Source organism: Planotetraspora thailandica (assembly GCF_016863335.1).
Taxonomy (GTDB): Bacteria; Actinomycetota; Actinomycetes; order Streptosporangiales; family Streptosporangiaceae; genus Planotetraspora; species Planotetraspora thailandica.
The window spans coordinates 55,760-78,977 of the sequence record NZ_BOOR01000032.1; the positions used below are offsets into that span (position 1 = coordinate 55,760).

Annotated in this window: 23 protein-coding genes and 2 pseudogenes; 13 read left to right on the plus strand and 12 right to left on the minus strand. The window is 65.1% G+C overall.

Going from position 1 to position 23,218, the window contains the following annotated elements; genetic code table 11:
* Positions 1-27: 27 nt before the first annotated feature.
* The 6 genes and pseudogenes from Pth03_RS21910 to Pth03_RS21935 all read right to left on the minus strand — a co-directional run bounded on the left by Pth03_RS21910 (position 28) and on the right by Pth03_RS21935 (position 4,792).
* Complete coding sequence (locus tag Pth03_RS21910; protein WP_203946221.1) at positions 28-1,506, minus strand: site-specific integrase; 1,479 nt, start codon at positions 1,504-1,506, stop codon at positions 28-30.
* Positions 1,503-1,838, minus strand: coding sequence for a helix-turn-helix domain-containing protein (locus Pth03_RS21915; RefSeq protein WP_203946222.1), 336 nt, complete (start codon positions 1,836-1,838; stop codon positions 1,503-1,505). Before Pth03_RS21915 ends, Pth03_RS21910 begins: the two co-directional genes overlap by 4 nt.
* Positions 1,838-2,482, minus strand: coding sequence for a tyrosine-type recombinase/integrase (locus tag Pth03_RS21920; RefSeq protein ID WP_203946223.1), 645 nt, complete (start codon positions 2,480-2,482; stop codon positions 1,838-1,840). The genes Pth03_RS21915 and Pth03_RS21920 overlap by 1 nt, the downstream gene beginning before the upstream one ends.
* Positions 2,475-3,002, minus strand: a pseudogene (locus tag Pth03_RS21925) (NADP-dependent oxidoreductase); the annotation flags it as partial. The pseudogene Pth03_RS21925 and the gene Pth03_RS21920, both read right to left, overlap by 8 nt.
* A gap of 3 nt (positions 3,003-3,005) precedes the next feature.
* Positions 3,006-4,094 (minus strand): LLM class flavin-dependent oxidoreductase, encoded by a 1,089-nt coding sequence (locus Pth03_RS21930; protein ID WP_203946224.1) that lies wholly within the window; start codon positions 4,092-4,094, stop codon positions 3,006-3,008.
* Positions 4,095-4,387: 293 nt separating this feature from the next.
* The gene (locus tag Pth03_RS21935) at positions 4,388-4,792 is read right to left on the minus strand and encodes an ester cyclase (RefSeq protein WP_203946225.1); all 405 of its coding nucleotides are present in this window, start codon (positions 4,790-4,792) and stop codon (positions 4,388-4,390) included.
* A gap of 110 nt (positions 4,793-4,902) precedes the next feature.
* Here Pth03_RS21935 and Pth03_RS21940 point away from each other — a divergent pair, with 110 nt between their 5' ends.
* From Pth03_RS21940 to Pth03_RS21955, 4 genes are all read left to right on the plus strand, one after another.
* Positions 4,903-5,562 (plus strand): TetR/AcrR family transcriptional regulator, encoded by a 660-nt coding sequence (locus tag Pth03_RS21940; RefSeq protein WP_203946226.1) that lies wholly within the window; start codon positions 4,903-4,905, stop codon positions 5,560-5,562.
* Positions 5,563-5,997: 435 nt separating this feature from the next.
* Positions 5,998-6,333 (plus strand): hypothetical protein, encoded by a 336-nt coding sequence (locus tag Pth03_RS21945; protein ID WP_203946227.1) that lies wholly within the window; start codon positions 5,998-6,000, stop codon positions 6,331-6,333.
* 173 nt (positions 6,334-6,506) lie between these two features.
* Entirely contained in the window at positions 6,507-7,769 is a 1,263-nt protein-coding gene (locus Pth03_RS21950) for a relaxase/mobilization nuclease domain-containing protein (protein ID WP_203946228.1), read from the plus strand.
* Between the two features lie 709 nt (positions 7,770-8,478).
* On the plus strand, positions 8,479-9,399 hold the full coding sequence (locus Pth03_RS21955; RefSeq protein ID WP_203946229.1) for a hypothetical protein: 921 nt from the start codon (positions 8,479-8,481) through the stop codon (positions 9,397-9,399).
* A gap of 26 nt (positions 9,400-9,425) precedes the next feature.
* On the opposite strand, the gene Pth03_RS21960 is transcribed toward Pth03_RS21955, so the two are convergent.
* From Pth03_RS21960 to Pth03_RS21975, 4 genes are read right to left on the minus strand one after another with little or no spacing between them, the layout of a single operon-like run.
* On the minus strand, positions 9,426-9,671 hold the full coding sequence (locus Pth03_RS21960; RefSeq protein ID WP_203946230.1) for a superinfection immunity protein: 246 nt from the start codon (positions 9,669-9,671) through the stop codon (positions 9,426-9,428).
* On the minus strand, positions 9,668-10,303 hold the full coding sequence (locus Pth03_RS21965) for a hypothetical protein (RefSeq protein ID WP_203946231.1): 636 nt from the start codon (positions 10,301-10,303) through the stop codon (positions 9,668-9,670). Before Pth03_RS21965 ends, Pth03_RS21960 begins: the two co-directional genes overlap by 4 nt.
* Positions 10,272-11,330, minus strand: a complete 1,059-nt coding sequence (locus tag Pth03_RS21970) for a toprim domain-containing protein (protein WP_203946232.1) — start codon at positions 11,328-11,330, stop codon at positions 10,272-10,274. Before Pth03_RS21970 ends, Pth03_RS21965 begins: the two co-directional genes overlap by 32 nt.
* A 24-nt stretch (positions 11,331-11,354) precedes the next feature.
* A complete protein-coding gene (locus Pth03_RS21975) occupies positions 11,355-12,203 on the minus strand; it encodes a DUF2637 domain-containing protein (RefSeq protein ID WP_203946233.1) in 849 nt (282 codons plus the stop codon).
* Between the two features lie 410 nt (positions 12,204-12,613).
* Here Pth03_RS21975 and Pth03_RS21980 point away from each other — a divergent pair, with 410 nt between their 5' ends.
* The gene (locus Pth03_RS21980) at positions 12,614-13,063 is read left to right on the plus strand and encodes a hypothetical protein (RefSeq protein ID WP_203946234.1); all 450 of its coding nucleotides are present in this window, start codon (positions 12,614-12,616) and stop codon (positions 13,061-13,063) included.
* 46 nt (positions 13,064-13,109) lie between these two features.
* On the opposite strand, the gene Pth03_RS21985 is transcribed toward Pth03_RS21980, so the two are convergent.
* Positions 13,110-14,570: an NsdA family TPR-like regulatory protein gene (locus tag Pth03_RS21985; protein WP_203946235.1), complete on the minus strand. Its 1,461-nt coding sequence runs from the start codon at positions 14,568-14,570 to the stop codon at positions 13,110-13,112.
* Positions 14,571-14,791: 221 nt separating this feature from the next.
* Here Pth03_RS21985 and Pth03_RS42560 point away from each other — a divergent pair, with 221 nt between their 5' ends.
* Positions 14,792-15,319 (plus strand): ATP-binding protein, encoded by a 528-nt coding sequence (locus tag Pth03_RS42560; RefSeq protein ID WP_203946236.1) that lies wholly within the window; start codon positions 14,792-14,794, stop codon positions 15,317-15,319.
* A 182-nt stretch (positions 15,320-15,501) separates the two neighbouring features.
* Here the strand turns inward: Pth03_RS42560 and Pth03_RS21995 are convergent, their stop codons facing one another.
* The gene (locus Pth03_RS21995; protein ID WP_203946237.1) at positions 15,502-16,116 is read right to left on the minus strand and encodes a GNAT family N-acetyltransferase; all 615 of its coding nucleotides are present in this window, start codon (positions 16,114-16,116) and stop codon (positions 15,502-15,504) included.
* A 121-nt stretch (positions 16,117-16,237) separates the two neighbouring features.
* On the opposite strand from Pth03_RS21995, the pseudogene Pth03_RS42170 reads away from it, so the two are divergent.
* From Pth03_RS42170 to Pth03_RS22030, 7 genes and pseudogenes are all read left to right on the plus strand, one after another.
* A pseudogene (locus tag Pth03_RS42170) lies at positions 16,238-16,522 on the plus strand (DUF2637 domain-containing protein); the annotation flags it as partial.
* A gap of 106 nt (positions 16,523-16,628) precedes the next feature.
* Positions 16,629-17,024, plus strand: coding sequence for a bacterial transcriptional activator domain-containing protein (locus Pth03_RS22005; RefSeq protein ID WP_203946238.1), 396 nt, complete (start codon positions 16,629-16,631; stop codon positions 17,022-17,024).
* Positions 17,025-18,008: 984 nt separating this feature from the next.
* On the plus strand, positions 18,009-18,389 hold the full coding sequence (locus Pth03_RS22010) for a peptidase inhibitor family I36 protein (RefSeq protein WP_203946239.1): 381 nt from the start codon (positions 18,009-18,011) through the stop codon (positions 18,387-18,389).
* An 88-nt stretch (positions 18,390-18,477) separates the two neighbouring features.
* Entirely contained in the window at positions 18,478-19,419 is a 942-nt protein-coding gene (locus Pth03_RS22015) for a hypothetical protein (protein WP_203946240.1), read from the plus strand.
* 253 nt (positions 19,420-19,672) lie between these two features.
* Positions 19,673-20,707: a hypothetical protein gene (locus Pth03_RS22020; RefSeq protein WP_203946241.1), complete on the plus strand. Its 1,035-nt coding sequence runs from the start codon at positions 19,673-19,675 to the stop codon at positions 20,705-20,707.
* Positions 20,704-21,423 carry an ABC transporter ATP-binding protein gene (locus Pth03_RS22025; protein WP_203946242.1) on the plus strand — a complete coding sequence of 240 codons (720 nt, stop codon included), beginning with the start codon at positions 20,704-20,706 and terminating at the stop codon, positions 21,421-21,423. The genes Pth03_RS22020 and Pth03_RS22025 overlap by 4 nt, the downstream gene beginning before the upstream one ends.
* A gap of 6 nt (positions 21,424-21,429) precedes the next feature.
* Positions 21,430-22,662: an ABC transporter permease gene (locus Pth03_RS22030; protein ID WP_203946243.1), complete on the plus strand. Its 1,233-nt coding sequence runs from the start codon at positions 21,430-21,432 to the stop codon at positions 22,660-22,662.
* Positions 22,663-23,218: the final 556 nt, after the last annotated feature.

A 23,218-nucleotide genomic window follows, 5' to 3' on the forward strand; every position in this document is an offset into this window, starting at 1 on the left:
CCGTTGCCTGGGTGCCAGGAAGCAGAGTCATCGAGGGTGATCGCCGGGGGCGTACTTCTTCCAGGTGCCTCCGGCTTCGGCGGCGATCCTGGTGGTGCTTTTGTCGTGGTAGCCGAGTGCTTGGGCGACCACGGGAGGCGGGGCCTGCAGGACGAGTTGCCGGATAGCGGCGGTGCGGCCTCGCTCGACGGGGACGCCGATTTCTCGTAGCGCATCCCGCAGGGTGGTGGGGTTCATTGGCCGGGTCGTCCGTCGGCCGGGAAACAGCCATCGGGGGTTGGAGTTCGTAGCCGACGTGTTGTCCTGCAGGGCCTGCACGTAGCTCAGTAGCAAGTCCGCTACTGGTTCGGGGACTGGAGAGGGTGGATCGCCGAGCCGAAATGCGACGTGCTCGTCGTCGTGGAGGACGTCGTCGACGGTGAGGCGGACGATTCGGCTGACGGGTTGGGCGAAGAGCAGGACCAGGCAGGCCGCGATCCGGGCCCCGAGTGGTGGGGTGTCGTCGGTGAGAATCCGTTGCAGCACGGTGATCCGGCGGTGCTGGCCCATCGGATTGGGGTTCGTCGTGATCCGGTCGGGGATCGTTAGCGTTGGCATGCGGCGGGTGGTCATGCACCAGCGTAGGAAGACTCGCGCGGGGCGTCGGGTGGCGTACTTTTCGGCGTGCCAGGCGTCGAGGTCCGCCTGAGCGCAGGATGGCAGCTCGACGCCGCGTTCGGTGAGCCAAACGAGAAAGGCACTGGCCTGGGTGATCTGCTGCCGGCATTCGTTCATGGTGCTGGGCCCCAGCGGCCCCTTGCTCGCCTTGGCTCGTAGCTTGCGCAGCTGGTGCCAGATGGAAAAGTGCTGCAGCAGCCGGGCCTGCTCGGCATCGGTGATGGAGCCGAGGCGCTCGGCAAGCCAGCGTTCGAACAAGAGAAGCCGGCGGTCGACGCTTGGCAGGGCACCGCTGTCCATGAGCAGATCGCGCAGGTAGGTGGCGGTCCGCCAGGTCGGGACCTGCTGCAGCGCTTCGTGGGTGAGTGCGACCCGTCCGGCGGCGAGGTCTTGCAGCAGACCCGAGACTTGAGGGTTGCGCAGCCAGATCAGTCGGCTTTTGGGCCGGTCCATGCTCGTCAGCAGGTCGTGCAGTGGCACCAGGGGTGGGTGGATGCGTCCGGTGCCGTCGTCCAGGAGCGTGGTGAGCTTGTCAGCGAGCGTGCATCGTTCGCAGAGCCGGCCGCCGAGCAGCATGCCCTCGAAGCCGCAGCGGTCGCAGAAGAAGTCGCGGCTGATACCCGCGCAGTCTCGGCAGACAGCGATCCCGCAGGTGTCCCGGCCGGGTAGTAGTCGTTCGGTGTCGCAGCCTGGGCAGCGGCCCCGCACCCGCATGGCCCGCTCGAAGCAGGTCCGGCAGATTGGCCCGTCCGACCACTCCGCCGATTTCGGTGCTCGCCGGTTGCAGCGTGCGCAGGTGCGGATGTGCCAGCGCTCGTATTGCTCGCGGCTGACATTGGCGGGGCTCATTTGTTGCCGGTGATCCGAGCACGCTTGGGGCGAATGGTGGCGGCCAGGTCGACGACCTCGGCGCCACCGGAGACCGCGGTTCGACGTGGGGCGACGTTCTCAGCCCGGGTGGCGATCAGCTCGGCGGGGGTGACGTCGAGGATGTCGCAGAGCGCGGCGAGCACCGGAAGCGACAACCGCTCCGGGGTCTGGGTGACCAGGCGCCAGACCTGGACCGAGGACAGCTCGATGCCGCGCTCGGCCAGGAGCGGGGACAGATCGGAGGCGGCGAAGATGCCTCGGGTGGCCATCACTTCACGCAACCGCCATTGGTAGCTGACCTGGCGCTTCATCAAGCCCTCCTCGCCGGCCGGAGGGCGGCCTCCATGGTGGCGTCCAGCGCTCTGCGCAAGGTGCGGGTGCGAAAGTCAGAGGACACGCAGGTATAGATCGCGGTCGTGGAGGCGTGTTCGTGCCCGACCTGTTCTTGCACGAACCGGGCGTCCCAGCCGTCCTCGATCAGGTGAGTGACATACGACCTTCGGAAAGAATGGAAGTCCAACCCCTCGTCCAGCCCCAGGGCGTCTCGATAGGCCGCGAAGCGGGCGTTCATCTGGGAGAAGCCCACACGGGCCGAACGCTCTGAGGGCCACAAAGCCCCGGTGCCGGCGGTGGCGAACAGCGGGCGGACCTCCTCGTTCCACTGCTGGAGGATCTCCGCTGACCAGTCGAAGACCGTCAGCACACTGCGGCGCTTGGGCGGCGAGCCCTTCTTGGCCTTGCCGTGGCGAACATAGACAACGCCGTACTCGCCGAACTCCGCCCCATCGGGATTGCGGCCGAAATCGACCGCGTCCAGCATTCGGGCCTCGTTGCGCCGCAGGCCGAAAGCATAAGCGGTCTTGAACAGCATCGCGTCGCGGAAGGCCGGCAACCAGCCCTTGCGGCCACGTTCTTGCACCTGAACGACCTGCTCATCGGCGTGGTCGAAACTCATGGTTCGGTTCGCTTGCCGTACCGATGACGGTCAACCCTCGGGCGATCGCGAACTGCGCGGCAGCGCTGCCGACCCCGCCCGCGGCGCCCTCAACCAGGAGGACCTGCCCGCTGGCGACGCCGAGAAGCTCCAGACCACGCAGCGCGGTCTCGGCGGCCAACGCGACCCCGGCCGCCTGCTCCCAGCTCAGCGCGTCCGGCTTGCGAGTGAAGTGGTCGAGGACCGCGAACTCGGCGGTCGTGGCGGAGCCCATCCCGAACACCTCGTCCCCGACCCGGACGCCGTCGACGCCCGCACCGACCTCGTCAACCACGCCGGACGCCTCGAAGCCGACGATCCTGGGCAGTTGCATGGGGAAGGCATCCTTGAGCAGACCGGACCTGAACTTCCAGTCCGTCGGATTCACTCCGGCCGCGCGAACCGCGATCCGTACCTGCCCGGGGCCGGCATGCGGTTCCGGCACATGGCTCAGTTCCAGCACCGAGGGATCACCGTACTTCACGTAGCTCAACGCCAACATCTCTTACCTTCCTGCTGAAGAGGCACGGGGATTCCCCCCGAAAGTGGACACTAGTTTCGTACTGTTACGCGGCTGCGACGCAAGCGCGGCCCGGACGGCGGGTGCCACCTCGCCGCCGAGCAACTCGATCGCCCGCATGACGTCGTGGTGCGGCACGGAGCCGATGGCCAGCTGGATCAGTAGCCGCTGGTGCCCGAATATCTCGTGCTCGCGCAGAATCTTCTCGGCGACCTGAGCGGGCGACCCGATGAGCAGTGGTCCGTTGAGGCCGGCGCGCCCGTCGAAGTCGGCGCGCGTCATCTCGCGTAGCCCGCGCTCCCGCCCGATGCGGTTCAGGACTTCCGCCTCGGCTGGAAAGTACAGGTCGTTAGCCCGCTGTGAGGTCGGTGCGACGAAGCCGTGCTGCGCCAGCGCGAGGGGCTGTGGCGCGTGCCCGGCCTGCGAGGCGGCCTGTCGATGTATCTGCGCCAGTGGCGCTGCGCTGCGCAGGGCACCGCCGAGGATCGACAACGTCATCGGTAGGCCAAGGCTCCCGGCACGCACAGCTGACTGCGGCGTTCCGCCCACCGCCACCCAGATCGGTAGGCTCTTTTGCGCCGGCCTGGGAAGAATCGCCTCGTCGTGCAGTGGCGGCCGGTGCAGTCCAGCCCAGGTCACCCGTTCGTGATCCCGCAGCTTCATCAGCAGTTCGACCTTCTCGGCGAACAGCGACTCATAGTCGGCGAGGTCGTAGCCGAAGAGCCGGAACGGTTCGACGAGTACCCCACGGCCAGCCATGATCTCGGCACGGCCACGACTGATCAGGTCGAGCGTGGCGAACTGCTCGAACACCCGCACCGGGTCGTCGGCGCTGAGCACCGTCACCGCGCTCGTCAGGCGGATACGAGTGGTACGGGCAGCCGCGGCTGCCAACACCACCGCGGGTGCCGAGGCGGCGAAATCGGGCCGGTGATGCTCCCCGATACCGAAGACGTCCAGCCCGACCTCGTCCGCCAAAGCGATCTCCTCGACGAGCTCTGGCAACCGGCGAAGTGGGTTTAGTCCACCGGCATCTGGACTCACGTCGCCGAACGTGAACACGCCGATTTCCATCGCAGCCCTCCTTGATTAGGTCCTGCCCTGCCGATCTTGTCGAGCCGAGGCGGAGTCCGGGCGGCGGCTGGGCCCGTCGCAGGCCGGCAAATGATCGGCAGGACAGGACCCAAATGGACCAAGCCGTCCGCTCGGATGAGAGCGTGCTTCACCCGCATTCCGTGCCGTCGCCGTCTCCGGCATGCATACCGTCGCCGTGTCACGCCAACCCGCACACAGGGCACGTCTACCGCACGTGCGGCCCTCACACCCCGGCGGGTACGGTCCCCGCCTCGCTCCCACCGATCGAAGGTCTACCTGAGCTTCTCGAGGAAGCTTGAGAAGTCGAGGTCCACCCAGTGCTCGACGATAAGGCCGTTCTCGACCCGGTCGACGGCGGTGAGCGTCAGGAAGGCGGTCTTCCCGCCTGCCGGCAGACCGACGAACTCCCCGGTTTGCCTACCTCCCATGCTGATTCGAGTCGCGACCTTGTTGCCTTCGGCGACCTGGTCCAGGACCGTCAGGGTGAAGTCCTCGAACGCGGGAAAGAGCGTCGAGTCGATTTCCAGCCAGGCGGAGCGGTCGTAGGCTCCGCCCATGGCGTGGTTGACGAGATCGGTGGAGATGTGGCTGTCGAAGGAGGTCTTCAGGTCCTTGCGGTTGTAGCTGTCGTAGAAGGCGTGTACGACCTGCTTCGCGGACTGGTCGATCTGCGTCACTGATACTCCCTAATCCGATCAGTTAACTGACGCACCCGCGCCAGTTGTGCGGACCAAGGCTAGCCCCCTAACTGGCGCACGTCCACCACTTAGCTGGTAGGGTTGATGTCATGAACCACGCGGCGACCTCGACGGGGCTACGAGCCGACGCCGCGCGCAACCGACAGCGCATCGTCGATGCCGCCCGCGAGGTGTTCGCGCGGGACGGCCTTGATGTCTCGATGCGGCAGGTCGCCCTGCACGCGGGCGTTGGCGAGCCGACGCTCCGCCGGCGGTTCGCCACCAAGGCGGATCTGGTGGCGGAGGTGTTCCAAGACAAGATCGCCACGTACGCCGACGCCGCGGAAGCCGCGCTCGACGATCCGGACGTATGGCGCGGCTTCAGCTCATTCGTCTATCGCGCAGCAGGGATGCAACTCGCCGATCGCGGCTTCACCGAGTTGTTGACGATGACGTTTCCCAAGTCGATGCGGGTCGAGCAGCATCGACTTCGGGCCTACACGGCTTTCACCGCCCTGATCGCCCGAGCGCAGTCGACGGGTGTGCTCCGCGAGGACTTCGTGGCCGAGGATCTGCCGCTGGTGCTCATCGCGCACGCAGGCGTGGTCGCCGCCGGAGGCGAGGTGGCCGGAGACCTCTCCGCACGGCTACTCGCATACCTTCTGCAGGCGTTCGCGGCGCCCGGAGTAGCTGATCTGCCCCCGGCTCCGTCGCCCGCCGCGATCTACCGCGCCCTACTGCGCCTTCACAGCGACGCCCCCGCATCATGATCGCCCGACTCGCGCGCAAAGGGCTCGCAGATGATTAACACGCCGAGTTGATCTCTTGCGGGGGGACGTCGGTGTTGAGGCGTCCCAGAAGTAGGAGTCCGGGGCCTGGTCGTGCTCTCGTCTGCAGGCGGATCAAATGCACTGAGATCTGACAGCCTGCACGGGCGTCGCGCTGACGACCTGAGAGCCCGCAGGGCGGGAGCAAGATATTCGTAATGTCCCATTACCTCTGAATCCGGCGGGCTTCAGAGGGGGACATAGTTGATCAGAACTGCCCACTTTCCGCAGATCGTGCGGGTGGGTTCTGATCAACTGGGACCGGGCGCGGTCGTCGGGGGAGCGGTCGAGAGCATGTCCGATGGGGGAGAGGGAGCAGGGTCCAGGAGGGTGCGGCAGCGCCGACGCGAGCGTCAGGCCGTACCGAGGCCTTTCGTCGTGAAGTTCGTGCTGACCGAGCAGGAGTACGCGGACTTCCGTAATGCGGCGGAGCGGCTCGGGATGGCGCATGGGGCGTACGCGGCTGAGGCGGCCTTGGCGGCGGCGCGGATGGCGAACCCGCCGTTGCCCGACCCGATGCGGGAGGCGCTGATCGAGCTGATGCACGCCTCGGGCCAGGTGCGCCGTATCGGGGTCAATCTCAACCAGGCCGTCGCGGCGCTCAACGCGACCGGTGCCGACCCGGGAAACCTTGTTCCGTATGCCGCTGCGTGCCTGCGTGCGGTGCAGCGGCTGGACGGAATCGCGGAAGCCGTACGGAAGACGATCCGATGATCGGAAAAGTGATGCGCGGGCGGCGCGTCGGTGGGCTGCTCTACTACCTGTACGGCCCGGGGCGAGCCAATGAGCATGTGAACCCGCACATTGTGGCGGGGTGGCGTCATCCGGCAGAGGTGGAGCCAGCGCTCCGGCAGGATGGGGGTCGGGATTTCCGGAATCTGATCGGATTGCTGAATCAGCCTGTCGCCGCGCTCGCGGCCAACGAGTACGACGAGCCGGTGTGGCACTGCGTTGCCCGAGCCGCGCGCGAGGACCGGATCCTGAACGATGACGAGTGGGCTCAGGTCGCGGACGAGATCATGGCGCGTACCGGTTTGGCCCCGGCCGACGATGACGGTGGCGTGCGTTGGGTCGCCGTACGGCACGCCGACGACCACATCCACATCGTCGCCACGCTCGCCCGACAAGACGGGGCCAAGCCCAAGACCTGGAACGACTTCTATCGGGTGCGGGAGGCATGCCAGGCGGTCGAACGCCGGTATGGCCTTCGCGTGACGGCTCCGGGGGACCGTACGGCGGCGCGGCGGCCGACCCGCAGCGAGACCGAGCAGGCCCGGCGGCGGGGCTGGGATGAGGTGCCGAGGACGGTGCTTCGGCGGCATGTCATCACGGCGGCGGCCGGTGCCGCGTCGGAAGAGCAATTCTTCCGGCGGCTGGAAGCCTCCGGAGTGCTGGTGCGGCAGAGGATGAGCCAGCGCAGCCTCGGCGAGGTGACGGGGTATGCGGTCGCCCTCCCGACGCACATCAATGACACGGGGGAGCCGGTCTGGTTCGGTGGCGGAAGGCTGGCTTCCGATCTCACTTTTCCGAAGCTCCGCGCGCGGTGGAGTAGCGGGGGCGTGAGCGGCTATGACGGCGTCAGTTCAGAGGAACGCCGACAGCTGTGGGAGGAGGTGTCGATGGCGGCTCGGCAGGCGGCCGCGCATCTCCGCGAGTCTGCCGGCGACCCACTCGTCCCGGTGGACCTGCCGGGGGTGACCTCGGACCTGTTGCACGTCGCAGCGCGGTTGCTGAAGGATCGGCGCCTTCGGGACGCGGCGGAGGCGTTCGACCGGGCCGCGCGGGAGCCGTACGCCCGGATCCCGCATCCCACGCGAAGCGGGATGGGCCTGTGCCGGGCGGTGCGACGGTTGGCTTCCGCGGGGACGGGGCAACCGGGTGGTTCGCTCATCGCCGATGTGGCGGCGCTGGTGATCGCGGTGGCGGAGTTCCGCGCGGCTCAGGGCAGGATGGCTCAGGCGTTGGCGGCGAGGGCGGCTGCCCAGTGTCTGGGTGGAATCGCGCCAGTGGCGGGTGCTGTGGTGCGGTTGGCCGCGGCGGACTTCCCGCAGCGTATTCCGCCGCCCGGCCCGGATTCCGTCCGCCATCCGCGTTCTTCTGGCCGTTCCGCCGACCCTCCGGCGCATTCCGTGTCACCCGGGCGCCGGTAACCGGAAGATCGTTATTTTGCCTGCGCGACTCGTTGTTGATCTCCACGGCATAACTGTCAGTGGCTGCATAAAGTGGTTGATCATCTTCGCTTCGTGATCGACCCGGGGTGCCGTCGTGACAGCCGTGAATCAGTTCCGAGGCCGTGTGGCGGTGCGGCGGTGTGCTGCCGTTGGTGTGCTGGCGAGTGCCGCAGTTATGGGCGCGGCCAGCACGGCACAGGCGGACCCCCCGGCTGGGTGCCCGCATCTGGAAGGGGCGGCGGCCCAGTACGTCGAGGACGCGAAGCTGTGCGTCGCGATGCAGCGGGAGGTGCAGAACTGGCTCACCACCGGCGCCCTTCCCGACGTGGGACGCGCGGTGCGGGATTCGCGGCGCGGGTCGGGCACGCAGGCAGCACCCGAGCAGACCGGCGAGGTCACTCGTCTTCCGCAAGCGACGGAGCAGCCGCGAACTCCGGCGAGCGCGTCTCCGCCCGACAGCACACCTGTGAACCAAGAAGCAGCTCCGAAGAGCAGCGATCACGAGAAGAGCGTTGACCACCGTAGTCCGTCTGATCACAAGGTCAGGCAAGTAACAGTTCATCAGGCGGCGAACTCGGCAACGATCACAGAAGAGGGTGCCAGGCCGGTAGCGGCAGTGGAGGTTGCGGCCCGGAGAGGGCACGACCGGCAGCCCGTCGTCGTGCATCGGTCTTCACCGTCTACGGCGATGAGCAGGCCACCGATGCGGGAGCGGAGAAGCCGCGAGGCAAAGGCACCGGTTCCCCAAGAGCGGGAGTCGGCCCCGGCCATCGCCAACGCTTCTGAGGCAACATCATCGGGCTCGATACTGCCCCTGACGATCCCCGCGGCCCTTGCTGCGGGGCTGGTGCTCGCCTTCGCCTATCGCCGACGGCACGCTTTGGTCGGCGGCGCGGTCATGCGGTGGCGTCGTCTGCGTTTGACCCGGGAAGCCGACCGGCTTCTCCGCTTTAGCCAGCTCACCGACACGATCGCGCTTCCCGCGCAGCAGGAAGCGACGCCAAGAGAAGGCGTGGTGAGCGTGCCGGCTGATGCGGCAGCGCCGGACTCGTCAGTACTCGGGGAGGGCCGGACAAGCCTGGGGTATGTGCTCGCGATGTCGGCACTGCATGGAATGGGGCTTGTCGGCCCGGGCAGTGATGGTGTGGCGCGTGCGATGGTCCTGGAGTTGCTGGCGGGGCGCGATTTCACGGCCCGGGTGCTCTTGCCGCGCGATGACGCGGTACGTCTGTTCGGCGAGGAGGCGATGTACGCGGAGACCCGCGGGCTGGTGGTGCTGGACACGCTGCAGGAGGTGGTGACCGAGCTGGAGGTGGAGATCGTCAGGCGGACAGGGCAGCGAATGGGTGCCGGGGTTCCTGATGGGCAGCCGTGGTTGTTCGTCGTGGCCTCGCCCGGTGCGGCTGCCGAACGGCTGCACCGCATCATCCAGGGCGGTGTCGAGGATCTGATCCTCGGAGCATTTCTCGGCGACTGGCCGTACGGCATCACTTGCACCGTCGACGACACGGGACTCATCACGAGCCTGGAGGGACGTTCTGCGCCCGCCTGGACCGGGCATCGTCTGGCGACATGCGGTCAGGCCGATGCCGTGCAGCGATTTTCATAAGGTGGCCTTGACCTGCTCGGTCGGGGCTACCAGCGGTCTCGGCGTGTGGGGAGCATGAAGGCCGCGATCAACGCGGCCGGCCAGCCGATGCACGTCGAACCGCCAAGGCAGTTGAGCGCAAAAAGCAGGGCGAAGTTCTCGACACTGCGTAAGAGCCCGATCAGCGTGGGCAGGAAGTACAGCACGACTAGCAGCAGGATTAGTCCGATCCAGAACAGGTAGCTGTGCGCGAGAGCGTCCACCCGCGTATCTTTCCGTAGCAGCTCGATCACTTCTGGCGATTACGCGCAGGCGTCCCCGTCCGCTTCGGGCCGGGTACGGCGACGGCCGTCGTTCCCGCGCACGCTTTTACGACCTTGTCGATCGTGTGGGGAAAGTCCTGGTGAGCAAGCTGCACGGCTGGGGAAAGTTGCCGGCGCACGGCTGCGGGATATCCGGTCCGGGGGCGTGGCTCCCGGGCGAACATCGGCGCGACTTCCCGCATGGCCGCCTCAGGAGCATGACCTTCGGCGCGGAGCCGGTCGTAGCGGTTCATGGCGTACGGGTGGAGCTCCCGAAGCCGTTCTTCACACTTGAGCTGTGCGCGCTCTGCCGCCGGGTCGCTGGCCGCGTAGGGTGCGGCAGCTCCCCAGGCGCGGCTCACCTGCAGGAGGTCGGCCTTACGCAGCCATGCCGGATCGTTGGCGGGCAGCCATTGCAGGCGTGCCGCGCGGTGCTCAGCCCGTTGCCGGGCGCGGAGCGCGTCAGCGGCCTGGCGCTCCCGTTCGGCCTGTGCGCGTACGCGCTGAGCCTTGAGCTGGAGCAGGACCTGGGTCGTTGTGACAGCTACGGGAGCCAGTTGGAGGGCACGCTGCCTTCCGAGGGCGACGGCTTCACGGAGTGGGTCCGCGTAGTGGTCGTTCATCGGGTTTCCTTCCTATGGGCGATGACGGGGCGCTGGCGGTTGTGGGCGGTGTGGGGAAGTCGCCGAGCGCGAGCCTGCTGGTCACGAAGTCGACGGTGGTTTCGGTGACCGTCGCGTGGTCGACGTTGAGCCGGGCTGCCACTCGTGCCACTTGCCGAGGGACATCACTCGGTGCCATGGACGCGATGGCCTTCCCGACCGAGCGGAGGGCGTTCAGGCGGCCCTCGGCGTAGGCGAGGTGGTGCTGCCATGGTTCAATCGCCGCGTCGGTGACGAGGTCGGCCAGCGGGTGGTTCTGGGTGTGCAGGATCGTGGCCAAGGCTTCCGGTCCGGCTTGATGGAGAACGGCAGCGGGGTCTTGACCGTCCGGGAACATGACCGCCTCAGCCGTACAGAGGTCCTTGAAGAGCGCATAGGAGCGGACGGCGGCTGCATGGCCGGCGGCGTCGCCGTCGAAGGCGATCAGGATGCCGTTGCTGAGGTCGGTGGCAGCTCGCAGGGCCACGACGTGGTCAGGTGTGAGCGCGGTGCCGCATGGTGCGAGGCCGTTCAGCTGCGCTTTGCCGACGGTGGTGACCGCGATGGCGTCCAAGGGACCTTCGGTGATGACGGGCTTGGCTCCGGTGGTCAGGGCGTGAACGCCGAACAGCACGTTGCCCTTGACGTAGAGGGGCGTGCGAGGGCTGTTCAGGTATTTGGGCTCGTTGTCGCGGCTGCGGCCGATGAACGCGATCGTGGTGCCGTCGACGTCCTTGATGGGCAGCATGGCGCGGTCGCGGAAGAAGTCGACGAGCGTGCCGCGGCTGGTCCGGCGGCCCAGGCCGGATTCTTTGATCGCTATGTCACTGAAGCCGAGGCCGCGCAGGTGCCGGGTGAGGGCCCGCCAGTCGTTGGGGGCGTATCCGATCTGCCAGCTGTGCTGGATGCCGACGTCGAAACCGCGGTTGTGCAAGTAGGCGGGGACCCAGCTGCTCGGGTGGTGGGCCTGGAAGAAGAGTTCGGCCTGCTGGTGAATGGCGATGAGCATCAGACAGGGTCCCCTCAGGTCGCGCTACACGGTCTCGCGGCGCATGCCGATGGTGGTGGCAAGCCAGCGCAGCCGTTCATTGGCGATGCGGTGGCCCTGGGCGCGGAGTTGGGCGGCCAGGTCCATCTGGCTCAGCCGTACGCCGCGCTGCTCGGCACTGGCGACGATTGCCTGTGCGGCCTGGATGAGCTGGTCGTCGGCCTCCTGCTGCTGGGGGGTCTGAGAAGTGGGGAAGGCTGCGCCGGCGAGTTGGAGCCGTATGGCGATGCGCTCGGACAAGGGAGCTTTCCATCGCCACAGCCAGCGGCCGTGCGTCTGGTGGAGGGTGGAGATCGTCTCGAGGTGGAGATATTCGAGCTGGAGGCCGCGGGGGTAGCTGGTGACGTTCCACAACACCATGCGCCGCCAGAGCATGAAGCTGGAGATCGGGGCGAGGATCCAGCGGGAGAGGGGTACGCGGTCGCGCCGGGTGCCTGTGGTGAGGCCGACCCAGCGGCGGATGAGGTGGCGGATCCCCTCGATGACGGTGACGAACAGGACGGGCATGGCCGCGTGCATGAGGCCGGCGATGGGGTCGCCGTGCGCGGCGGCGACGTTGAGGACGACGGTGGCGGTGATGAACGCCCAGGCGATCCAGCGCAGGACCGGCCAGGGGAGGTCGGCGAATTCCATGAGGAGGTCCCAGGCCAGCAGGGCGAGAATCCCGACGTCGATACCCAGGGGGACGATCCATGCGTGCGCACCGAACCATGGCTCGGCGAGGTGTCGCAGGGTGGTGAAGGAGCCGATCCCGCCGAGTACGGCCAGGGCTGCCACAAGTGGGGCGACGATGCAGCTGGCAATGGTGACGGCGAGGGTGAGGTGGCGGGTCACCGGGCGGCGCTTCCGGCGAGGTGGGTGGCTGCCCGGACTATGCCCTCGTCGTTGGCGGGGGACAGGATCATGCCCTGGTGCGTGCGTAGGCGTAGACGCCTTCGGCGCCGGCGCAGTACACGGTTTCGGCGCCGACCGTGAGGGCCCACTGGCCGTTGTGGCGACGTATCAACCGGGCCGGGCAACGGTGGCTGACTTCTAGTCCGAGCCGGACGAGTCGTTGGTGACGCGCTGTGGTCTCGTTGGGTACTCGCATCGGTGTGGTTGACATCGGTAACCTTCGGGCGTGGAGAGGCGGTCTCCATCAACTCAAGTTGATGACGGAAGCAGGATAGGCACGCTGCGTAACCGACTGTCAACTAAAAGTGATGAACTCGAGTTCGTGTCGCTCGAAGTTGATGTGGTGGATAGTGGCTGACGATCCGAGTACGGCGAAAACGACGAGGTCCCTGGCGGACAAGATCGAGTGGCTGATCCAGAACCGCTGGCCTTCTGGCAGTCGGTCTCCGAGGAACAACTTGGAGGCCGCAGCTGCGATCTCGGAGGCGACGGGGGAGGATCTGTCGTCGACCACGATCTGGAAGCTGCGGACGGGGAGATCGGACAATCCGCAGCTCAAGACGCTTAAAGCGCTGTCGAAGTTCTTCGACGTGCCCATCGGCTACTTCGGCGACGATGACGAGGCGGAGGCGACGGCCGACCAGGTGGTCGCCTCGTCGTTAATCGGTGAGTCCGGATTTAATCGCGAGGCGCTCCGGGCCTTGGTGGAGATGTCCGACGGCGGCCGTCGGCTCGTCGCCGACTTCATCATCAGCGCCGCCCGCCTTGAACGCGGCCAGGATCGTGGTCAAGGCGCATGACGCCGAACATGCTGAGCTTGGGATGTCCGGGGTCGGTGCGAGGCTCCTACGCTTTTGCCTGGATCAGCGGGCGGGCACGTTCGACGAACGCGTGGACCTCTGGTGAGCCGTACGGCTTGAGGGTCTTCACGAGGCGGGAGATGTGCCCGACGCAGCGTGGGGAGTCGACCTGGCCGGTCAGTGCGTCGACGGCTCGGTCCCCGTACTCGAGTGCTTTGTCGATGTCCGGTTGGGGTTGCTGGACATACGTCGTGGCGAGCAGGACGTGGCGGAGCGCGCCCTCGCGTGAGTGCGTCGATTCCTGGAGGCGCAGTCCGCTGCGCAGGTGTGCGCGGGCACGGGCGTGGTCGCCGAGTCGCAGGTAGCAGTATCCGGCTTGGGCGTGCGCTTGGGCTTCGGTCATCCAGTAACACCAGGCCGGTGCTCCCGATGAGGCGGGGGAGTCGCCGAGTGCGTCGAACGCGGCGTCGATGGCGCGTCTGCAGGCTACGACTGTGCGGGTGCTGGTCGGGTCGTCGTTGGCGTGCGCTTCGGCTACGCGCAGGTGCAGGATCGCGGTCACCTGTGGGCTGGCGCCGGGGTAGCCGTTGCGGGCGGTTTCGGCGAGAGTGATCGCCTCCCGGGTTCGGCCGAGGTCTTTGGCCTGGCACGACAGGAAGCCGAGGATGTTCGCGGTCAGGGCCCGGTCGCCGGCGGTGTAGGCGGCGCGCAGTGCGGCTGACCAGTACCGCTGGGCCTGAGCGTGTGCGGAGGTGTCGAAGGACAGGAATCCGGCGAGGCGGAGTAGTTCGGCGACCGCGCTGTGCAGCCGCCGCCCTACGACGTCGCTGTAGTGGCGGTTGTTCAGCAGGTCGACTGCGCTGGCCGCGTGCTGGTGTACCAGCGCTAGGAGGGCGCCGCCGCCGAGTTGGTCGTCCATGCGGCGCAGCTGGTCGGTGATCACGTCGAGGGAGTCGACGACCTCAAGCGGCAGCGGGGCCGTCCCGCCGGGGCCGGTTCCGGTTTCGGTCGGGCCCGTGCCTGCCGCCGGGGGAGCCACGAGATCGTTGATCCATGGGGTGGTCGCGGACAGCAGACCGACTCGTATGGCTGTTCTGCGGTTCGTGGCGTTCCCCTCGTCACCGGTAGCGGCTGCAGTAGTCGGCGTTCCTATGAGGTCATCTATCAGACATCGGTAGATCTGCGCTAGGCGGATGATGTCGGTATAACTCGGCTCCCGGGCGTTGGGCGATGCCGGGCTTCCCGGCCCATCCCACCGTTCCCAGTACGAGATGTACTTCCCCGTTTTCGGTTTGTCGCTCGGCCATAGCTGGTTGTAGAGGTCCGCGATGCCGTCCTGGGTGAGTCCCAGTGCGAGCCGGAACGCCACCCGCATGTTGACGCCGAGGGCGGCGGCGATCGCCGCGGCGGTCTGCCCGGTACTCGCGCCGAGCCCGGCCATGGTCGAGCGGAGTTGCAGGATGTCGCCCCTGCTGAGGCGGCGGGGGAGCTCGACGCCGGAACCCATTGGACGGACCTCCTGTTCACGCGTCCGATCTGGCTTTTGCCGGTGGTGCTTCACCCGTAGATGACCACACGCCCGGGCGGCGTGCCAGCGGGATCGGGTGGTCGGGCCTGAAACTCCCCTGCCGCGTGGGTGGAGGTCGGCACGACTGGTGACCGAAAGTGATGGCTACGTCGCACAGGGCGGCGGAGCGCCCTCCGTCCTTGGCAGTCAGGGAGGATGAAATGAGGCTTGGCTGGTGGCAGCGCGCGTTTCCCGGCGACCCGGGTCAGCTGCGTGAGGTTCGCCGGTATGTCGCCGGGCTGCTGGATGGATTCCCCGCTCGTGACGATGTGATCGCGTGTGCTGCCGAGTTGGCGTCCAACGCGATTGTGCATACCCGGTCGGGTAACGGTGGGACGTTCGTCGTTCACGTGCAGCGTGGGAGTGGTTGTCTGCGCGTTGCGGTAGCGGATGCGGGGTCGGATGTCTGTCCGGTTCTTCGTGCCGTCTTCGATGAGAACCTGCGGGAAGGTGGGCGGGGGTTGGCGATCGTGGCGGCGCTCAGCAGCCGCATGCAGGTCGACGGAGATGCGCGCGGCCGCACGGTATGGGCGGAGTTCCGCTGGCCGATGGGGTGCCGCCGTCCACGTCGCCGCATGACGCCGTTCTGGTTGAGCTGGGGGCCCGGTTCAGCACGTGGGTGTGCTGGTACGGCAGTCAGACGCGGCAGTGGTGGGCTATGCCCCGGATTCCCGCGCCGTACCTGGTGACCGCGTCAGCGGCGGAAGATCTCGCCCACCGCATCGCCGCCATTGAGAAGAGCGGCGCATAGACCGCCGCGTGGCCGGCGACCATCCCCCCCCGGGATGGACCCCTCTCCGGCCACGCGGCTCGACCAGCGGCGATTGGCCTGCCGTCCCCGACGGCGCGTGGTCGGCTCTGCCCCGTCTCGTCATTTAGTGCGGTCGATGACCAGTACGTCGGATGCGGTCGAATCCGGCGCGGGTTGGCATGTGCCGACTACCTGCCATCCCCACCGCTGGTACATGGCATGAGCCGACGCGTCTGGGTTGGCGAGTAGCACGCCATACGGCTCTGCCCGGCCGTTGAGGAGCTCGGCGAGCAGGCGCTTGCCGGTTCCCCTGCCCGAGGTACTGCTTGCGCAGGTCAAGCTCGATGACAGCGAATTTGTCCGCCTGTAGCACATGTTCGGGGGCTGGTGTAGTTTCGCCGCGCCACCACCGGTCGGTTCCATGGTCAGTCCGAAGGCGAAGCCGGCCAGGGTTCCGTCGTCGTCGGCGGCGACCAGTTCGAAGCCGGGGCTGGCCACCTGACGACGGGTTCGTTCGAGGAAGAGTTTGCGCTCGTACAGGGGTCCTGCGTTGTACGGCGGCTCGGCGTGGATCTCGACGTAGACGTCGGCGTATTCGTCGCTGATGGCTGCGGATGCGCGGTCGCCGGTCAGGTGGTTGACGCGATTCCCATCAGGAGCCTCCCGCGAGGGACCCAGAAGTATGGAAACCGGAGAGATCCCATCTGAACGGGAGATTCGCTCTCGGCAGCTCACGGTTTGAGGCGGTCCGACCCCTACCGAGGCGTCGTGTCCGTACCCTACGTGCCGCGGCGCAGGGGTGAATACGTTGCCATCGTCATCCAATGTCTGGATCCGGAGGACGTCGACAGGCAGTGTGCTGCTGGTCGCTTTGATCGCCGCGGTGGTCTTGTTCCGTCATATGCATGAGTTGGCGCTCGATCACGGAGAGAGTGCGGTGGCAGCTGCGCTTATACCGCTGTCTGTGGATGGCATGGTGGTCAGTTCGTCCATGGCCCTGTTGCTGGAGAGCCGGTACGGCTGGCGGGGTTGGGTTCTCTCGTGGACGCTGCTGATCGTGGCGAGTCTCGCGTCGCTGTCGGCCAACGTGGCTGCAGCCGAGCCCACTCTCATCGGCCGCGTGATAGCGGCCTGGCCGTCCTTCGCGCTGGTTGGCGCCGAGGATCGCAACGTTACGATGAACCCGGTAACGGTCGGATACCAGCCGAGTGGCGGTCGCCCTCAGGGGCGGCCGAGGATCGCAACGAATGGGACCCCGCCCAGGCCACCAACAAGGTCAAGCGGTCGCTGGCCTGTGCCGGGGACGGCTGGGGCAGGGCCTGAAGTACGACTGGGTCGATCAGGACCACCGGTGGCCGCTCACAGTGGCAAGCGTCAAGGGGCTCCTCCAGCTTGGGACGCTCCATGAGCGAGCGGGCCGGAGCGAGCGGGCACTCGAAGTCTTCGAGCAGGCGTGCGCACTCGACCCTGACATGGAAAGCGCGGTGACGGCGACCGTCCAGCTTCTGTTCCAACTCGGCCGCATCGACGAGGCCCGGCTGCGTGTTAGGCATTTGAAAGGACGGCTCGATTCACTTGGTGTTACTGCCTCAGCTCAAACACAAGCAGTCTTCGACAAGGCGATTTGTCCGTTCCCGTGGTAGGGGCTATTCGCGCGGTCGCCCCACACCGTGATCTATGTGGCCGCACCGGCAGATGACGACAGCCAGAACGTGGTCGCTGTAGCAACTGCTGGAAATGATGTGGTACTCCTCCCCAGTCTGGGCGAAGGGAGAAGCTGCTATGCATCAGGTGCTCGCGTCGTCGAGGAACCACGCGATGAACGTGCCTCCCGCGCCACATGGCGGAGATTCCATTCATTACAAAAGGCCAGCTTAAATATCAATAAATATGACGTGGCTGCGGGAACGCCAGCCCATGTTGTCTCAGCGCAATAGAAACGTCATCGAATGGTGACCTTCCGGCGGTTCCTCTACGGTGAGTGACATTGATGTCACGGGTGGTCGAGATTTATAAATTTTTGATGCCATTTACGAGTAGGTGTGACGCTCGCCGCGTCTGCGACGTCTGGTTAAAGGGGGGAGTTTAATCCCAGCTCGGGGGTCCACAAATGGGTATCTGGCCTCGGCTGTGGGGGTTGACGGGAGTTTATCCGGCAGTCAGGATCCGTCCGTATGCTCTTGGTCGGCCGGTTGGCTGGAGGTCCGATGTAAGAAACTGAGTGGTCCGTTACTCTTCACATTGATCCCTTTCTTCGGCCGCTCCGATCGATACGCGCCGCTCGTGCGAGTCCTCCATCATCGATGTGATCCGAGCAGAGATCGGCCAACGTCCCGTCGAGTTCCTGCCAGAAGAATTCCGTTTCTTCGCCTACTTGAGTAACAGAAGAATTACTTCATCTTCCGATCTGGTCTGGTTAGACGGAAATGGACTGCATAACCGCAGGTCAGCCGCGCGTGTGTCTGAACAAGTCGATATTCTTGCGCAAGATCATCTGGATCGGTTACCGTACAACCTCGGCACAGCCTAGATGTGTCATATGCCGGGCCGAGCCTCGGATGGTCCGAAGCCTTGTACGTCGCTAAGAATCCCCCGGGTCTCCGTAACAGCAAAGAAGGGAGAGAGCGTTGAAGCTCGGCATCAGGAAGATCGCGGCCGCCGGCATTGTCGCGGCAGCACTTGTCGTCGGTACCGCAATCCCAGCAAGTGCCGTCTACGATAACTGTCTTAGCGGTTACGCATGCTTTTATCGCTATATCGACGGTGATGGAACCCATTTCTCATTCTCCGGAAACAACCCCGACTGGACTCCCTACGGAGTCGTCGGCGAAGATAACTCCGCAAAAGACAACGGGACCTCAACCCTGTATCTCAACGTTTACACCTACAACGGTTATCCGGATTATTGCATGACGCGGCTACACACGATCGGTGATACCGGAGCACAAGGTGGTTCGAACTTTTGGAGCACACAGACGAATGGGCTGAAGTGCAATCAGTATGGTTGATTGACCGTGATTCAGCCGCGACCGCAAGAGTGAATATCTCTCCGGCCGCGGCTGAGTGAATTTATTTTGATAAATTGAGAGAGCTTTGATGCGAAAATTACTGTTCACGGCGATATCGCTTGTGCTGCTCGCAGGATGCGGAACACAGACTGCCGGCGGCCAACGCGCCGAAGACGTCGCTCCGTCTCCAACAATGTTAGGTTCGCTGCCTCATGTGAATTCCGCATTTTCACAGGGTGAAGAAACTTCAATCACTCTCGCCACCGAGCTTGTCGTGCGTCGCTGCATGGCGGCCCAGGGGTTCAGATATTATCCATTCGGAACTTCCGATGGGCAGCAAGCCGTAACGACCTACACGGGCTTCGGTCAAACTGTGAAAGAGGCACAGAAAAAAGGCTACGGTGGTGATCCCAGAAACATACCGGGATACAATAACGCGCTAATACAAGATGCGAACACTCGCTATGAGGCGACGCTGTCGGCGGCGGATGGGGCTCGCTATCAACGGGCGCTAGCCGGTAATCCGAACGATTATCTTCAGGTGCATTATCCGGATGGCAATACCGAGGGATATCCCCGAAGTGGGTGTGTCACGGAGGCGCAGAATCGCCTTTATGGTTCCGCAAAAGCTTATGCGAAGTACCAGGTTAATAATTGGTACATCACTCATGGTGCAGCAAGAACTGCCGAGGTGGACCCCAGGGTTATTGACACCCAGAAGAAGTGGGTCGACTGCGTGAAACAGGCCGGCTACGCGTATCCGAATCAGATGGCGATGCGAAATGCCGCCCTTGATCCTTACGCGCATGCTACTGGTGACCTGACAAAAATTCGCGAGCGCGAGATTCAGATGGCCGTCGCAGCCGCCTCATGCGATGAGCAGTCCGGTACCACAGCTACCCATAACCAAGTAATGCAGGAGGTGATCAACGAAAATCTTAAGGGTCATGAGGGTGCCCTTGCGGAAGCCATTCGATTGAAGAAAGTGGTTCTCGCGAACACGAAGAAAGCGATTCAAGGCGGTGGGTGAGGGCACTTCCAGGCGCCGGATGCGGTGGCTAATGGGAACCATGGTTGCGATGACCGTTGTGTCAGTGGCCGGGCTGGGCGCGTCATTGGTGATTAAGTCTCCACAGCAAGTGGCTGCAGAGACTGCGCCCCCAAGAAAGTCTGTGCTGACGGCACAGGTAATTCGGCAGACCTTGGCCAGCACGGTGGTGATGCGAGGGACGGTAGGACCAGTCCGGTCGATCGACGTACAGCCTCGCGCGCCTGTCGGTTCTATGGCTGTTGTGACCAGGGTTCCGGTACGGCAGGGTCATGCGGTGCGTCAAGGGTCGGTGGTGGTGGAGGTTTCCGGCCGTCCGGTGATCTTGCTGCGAGGGGATCTCCCTGCATACCGGGATTTGCATGTTGGCGACAAAGGCCCGGATGTGGCTCAATTGATAAGGGCACTTCGGGTGTTGGGCTACGTCGACGGCGATGCCGAAGACACGTACTCTTCTGGGACCGCCACGGCACTCAAGCAACTCTATGGCCATTTGAAGTACGAACCGCCGACCGTTGATTCAACAGGACCAACGAACTCGGGTTCCTCCGCCACCGAAGGCGAGGTTGCAGGGGCGGCCGAGACCGGACCGAACGATGCTGCCGCATCGGAGAAGACAGCCCCGCAGGTATACCTGCCCGCAGCAGAGGTGGTGTTCGTTCCCAGCTCCTCAGCGGTGGCAATTTCGGTTCCAGTGCGTAGAGGTTCGATCGTCAAAGGTCCGGTGCTCACGCTGGCGTGGGGTGGGCTCCAGGTGCGGGCGACGCTGCCGGACGAGGACAAGGGATTGGTGTCGGTCGGCCAGAGGGTCGAGTTGTCTTCGGGCCAAGACGGAATGCGCAGAGTTGCGATCGTTTCAGCGATAGGTCGGTACTCGGCGGGCGCTTCGCGCGACAGCACCTCCGGGGACGCCACGCAGGGCTTGCCGGGGTCTTCAGGGACTGTCACGCCCAACGATTCCGATGCGTCGGATGGAGAAGCCGGCTACCCGCTTGTGATCAAGGGTCGCAAACCGATTCCGGCCGTGTGGAACGGCGCGGACCTCCAGGTATCCATCACGACAGCGGCCACATCGGCACCCGTGCTGGCGGTTCCGATAGCTGCGGTGTACAGCTCAGCCGACTCATCTACGCGCGTGGTGAAGTGGGTCGGTGGTCGCAAGATTCCGGTCGAGGTACGGACGGGTGTGTCCGCGAACGGATGGGTGCAGGTGACTCCGATAGGTTCCATCGCGCTGCTCAAAGGCGACCAGGTAGTCGTGGGCCAATGACCCTAGCAACAGAACCAGTCATCAACTTGCAGCAAGTCGCCCGTACCTATACGGGGCCGCCAGCAGTAAAAGCTCTAGCGAACGTGAACCTGACGGTCAGCCGTGGAGAGTACGTGTCAGTGGTCGGCCCGTCAGGTTCCGGCAAGTCCACCTTCCTTAACGTGCTGGGTCTCCTCGACCGCCCAACTTCCGGGCGATATCTACTGGACGGGATCGACGGCGCCGAATTATCCGAACGAGACCGTACGGCCTTGCGCGGGAGGAGAATCGGGTTCGTCTTCCAGGCGTTCCATCTGCTATCGCATCGGACGGCGGTGGAAAACGTGATGTTGCCACAGCTTTACACAGGAATGCCGCGGAAGAAGCGAAGGCGGCAGGCGCTGGACATGCTAGAGCGGGTCGGTATGGCGCACCGTGCCGAGGGCCAGGCAGGACAGCTGTCGGGCGGTGAGCGGCAGCGAGTGGCTATTGCACGGGCACTCGTGAATGGTCCGAGCTTACTGCTGTGTGACGAACCGACCGGCAATCTCGACAGCGAGACCGCCGCCACTGTGCTGCAACTAATCGATGAGTTACACAGTCAGGGTCTCAGCGTGCTGGTGGTCACTCATGATTCAGGAGTTGCCAGACGAGCCCAGCGGACCGTGATGATCAAGGACGGCAAGCTGGAAGTGCAACTGCACGCCGTACCGGCATTTCCGGAAGAAGGGCCATGAGAGGCCATGCCATTTGCGCGTCTTGTCGAACCGACACGGCTCAAGGTGGTCGACGTTGTTGCCGAGGCGCTCGCAGCGGTGTTGGCCCGGCCGGGACGGGCCGCCCTGACCGCGCTAGGCACGCTGCTGGGCGTCGCCTCATTCGTTGCAGTGCTCGGGTTGACTTCCACTGCCTCTGGCCAGATCAGCGCTGAGTTCACCAAGTTGGAGGCCACCCAGGTCACCGTAGAGGACGTCGCTGCTAACCCACAGCCCAACGACATCGCTTTCCCAGACAACGCTGAACAACGCGTTAAGCGCATCAACGGGGTGAACGCCGCTGGCGTTTATTGGACCGGCAGGGGAGCCGACCACACGGTGTCCGCCCGCCCTGGGGTGGCTAGGAGCGATGCGACACAAGGCATCCAGGTCTATGCGGCGAGCCCGGGGTTCTTCAAGGCAATTCACGCACACTTGGCCACAGGTCGCACCTACGACGCCTTTGCTGAGAATACCCAGCAGCGTGTGTGCGTTCTGGGTGTGGCCGCTGCCCGGGAACTCGGCATCAGTGACGTGGAGCAGCAACCGGCGGTATTCGTCGATGGCAAGCCGTTTACGGTGCTCGGTATCTTCGACGACGCCGAACGAATCCCCGAGTCTCTTCTGGGGGTTTTTATCCCGGATCGCTCTTACACGGCCGCGTGGGGCTCGCCAAAGCCCGGCACCGTGGCCGCGCATATGGTCATAGACACCCGACTGGGTGCCGCCGACGTGGTGGGAGACCAAGTCCAGGTCGCGTTACGGCCGGACGAGCCCACGCGCTTTCAGGTCAACGTGCCGCTGAGTCCCAAAGAGTTGACGCGCCAGGTCAACAATCAACTCCAAGGGCTGTTTTTACTATTGGCCCTGATCTGTCTCGCAGTGGGCGCCGTCGGGATCGCCAACACCACTCTGGTCGCCGTCTTGGAACGGGTAGGAGAGATCGGCTTACGGCGATCCCTTGGCGCTCGCCCCCGCCATATTGCTGCGCACTTCCTGGCGGAGTCGGCCGCTCTCGGATTGCTCGGGGCGATGGCCGGAACAAGTCTGGGTGTGGTAACCGTTGTAGCTGTGGCCTGGGTTAAAAGCTGGACGCCGCTGTTAGACCCCGTAATCGTCCTACCCGCACCTTTAGTGGGAGGCGTCATGGGATTGCTTGCGGGCGTCTACCCTGCCTGGCGTGCTAGCCGGATCGAACCCACCGAGGCCCTCCGCCGCTAATACTTGGCCATTCGTGTGTGCGACGGGAATCTGGGCCGCTACACAAGCGCCTACCTCCAGTTGACCAATGGTGAGATCGGACCGTGGGGCCCTGACCAACCCATCGAGCTGGTCATCCACTGTGAGGATTCGCAAAATTTCCCCGGCCTGGGGTTGCACGCAATGGCCGTTTCCGCGACCGCGAAGGGGTGTAGTGAGATTGCGATGGCAGCGTATTTGGCCTGCCAGTGGCGCCCGGTGGTCTATTTGTGATGCCGGGTGGTTGTCGTTGGTTCCGCTCGGACTGGGGGGCCGGGCGCGTGGCTTTGCGGTGCGGGATTTTGCCGTGCGGCGCGGCGCAGTAACCGTGTGCTTTCCCCTTATCCCTGGATGCTTTCACCGGCGGTGAGGGGTCTGGTTTGTCTGTCGGCTTGGTAGCGCTGTAAGTGGTGCACAGTTCGTCGGGCGCCGGCTGTGAGGACGGAGGTGGCGCGGTCGGGGACAGCGACGGTTGCCTTGTCTGGGCATCGCCCGATGGCATGAAGGAGGGTGTGCCGGACCCGGCGGGGCTTTGTGG

Bases quoted from the DNA above. Each gene is read 5' to 3' on its own strand.
- Pth03_RS21940 (WP_203946226.1), top strand. From the start codon at position 4,903: ATGAACCACGCGGCGACCTCGACGGGGCTACGAGCCGACGCCGCGCGC.
- Pth03_RS21970 (WP_203946232.1), bottom strand. From the start codon at position 11,330: ATGCTCATCGCCATTCACCAGCAGGCCGAACTCTTCTTCCAGGCCCAC.
- Pth03_RS22030 (WP_203946243.1), top strand. From the start codon at position 21,430: ATGCCATTTGCGCGTCTTGTCGAACCGACACGGCTCAAGGTGGTCGAC.
- Pth03_RS21955 (WP_203946229.1), top strand. From the start codon at position 8,479: ATGAGCAGGCCACCGATGCGGGAGCGGAGAAGCCGCGAGGCAAAGGCA.
- Pth03_RS42560 (WP_203946236.1), top strand. From the start codon at position 14,792: ATGAGGCTTGGCTGGTGGCAGCGCGCGTTTCCCGGCGACCCGGGTCAG.
- Pth03_RS21910 (WP_203946221.1), bottom strand. From the start codon at position 1,506: ATGAGCCCCGCCAATGTCAGCCGCGAGCAATACGAGCGCTGGCACATC.
- Pth03_RS22025 (WP_203946242.1), top strand. From the start codon at position 20,704: ATGACCCTAGCAACAGAACCAGTCATCAACTTGCAGCAAGTCGCCCGT.
- Pth03_RS21965 (WP_203946231.1), bottom strand. From the start codon at position 10,303: ATGAACGACCACTACGCGGACCCACTCCGTGAAGCCGTCGCCCTCGGA.
- Pth03_RS22020 (WP_203946241.1), top strand. From the start codon at position 19,673: ATGGCTGTTGTGACCAGGGTTCCGGTACGGCAGGGTCATGCGGTGCGT.
- Pth03_RS21930 (WP_203946224.1), bottom strand. From the start codon at position 4,094: ATGGAAATCGGCGTGTTCACGTTCGGCGACGTGAGTCCAGATGCCGGT.
- Pth03_RS21920 (WP_203946223.1), bottom strand. From the start codon at position 2,482: ATGAGTTTCGACCACGCCGATGAGCAGGTCGTTCAGGTGCAAGAACGT.
- Pth03_RS21985 (WP_203946235.1), bottom strand. From the start codon at position 14,570: ATGGGTTCCGGCGTCGAGCTCCCCCGCCGCCTCAGCAGGGGCGACATC.
- Pth03_RS22005 (WP_203946238.1), top strand. From the start codon at position 16,629: ATGGGACCCCGCCCAGGCCACCAACAAGGTCAAGCGGTCGCTGGCCTG.
- Pth03_RS21915 (WP_203946222.1), bottom strand. From the start codon at position 1,838: ATGAAGCGCCAGGTCAGCTACCAATGGCGGTTGCGTGAAGTGATGGCC.
- Pth03_RS22015 (WP_203946240.1), top strand. From the start codon at position 18,478: ATGCGAAAATTACTGTTCACGGCGATATCGCTTGTGCTGCTCGCAGGA.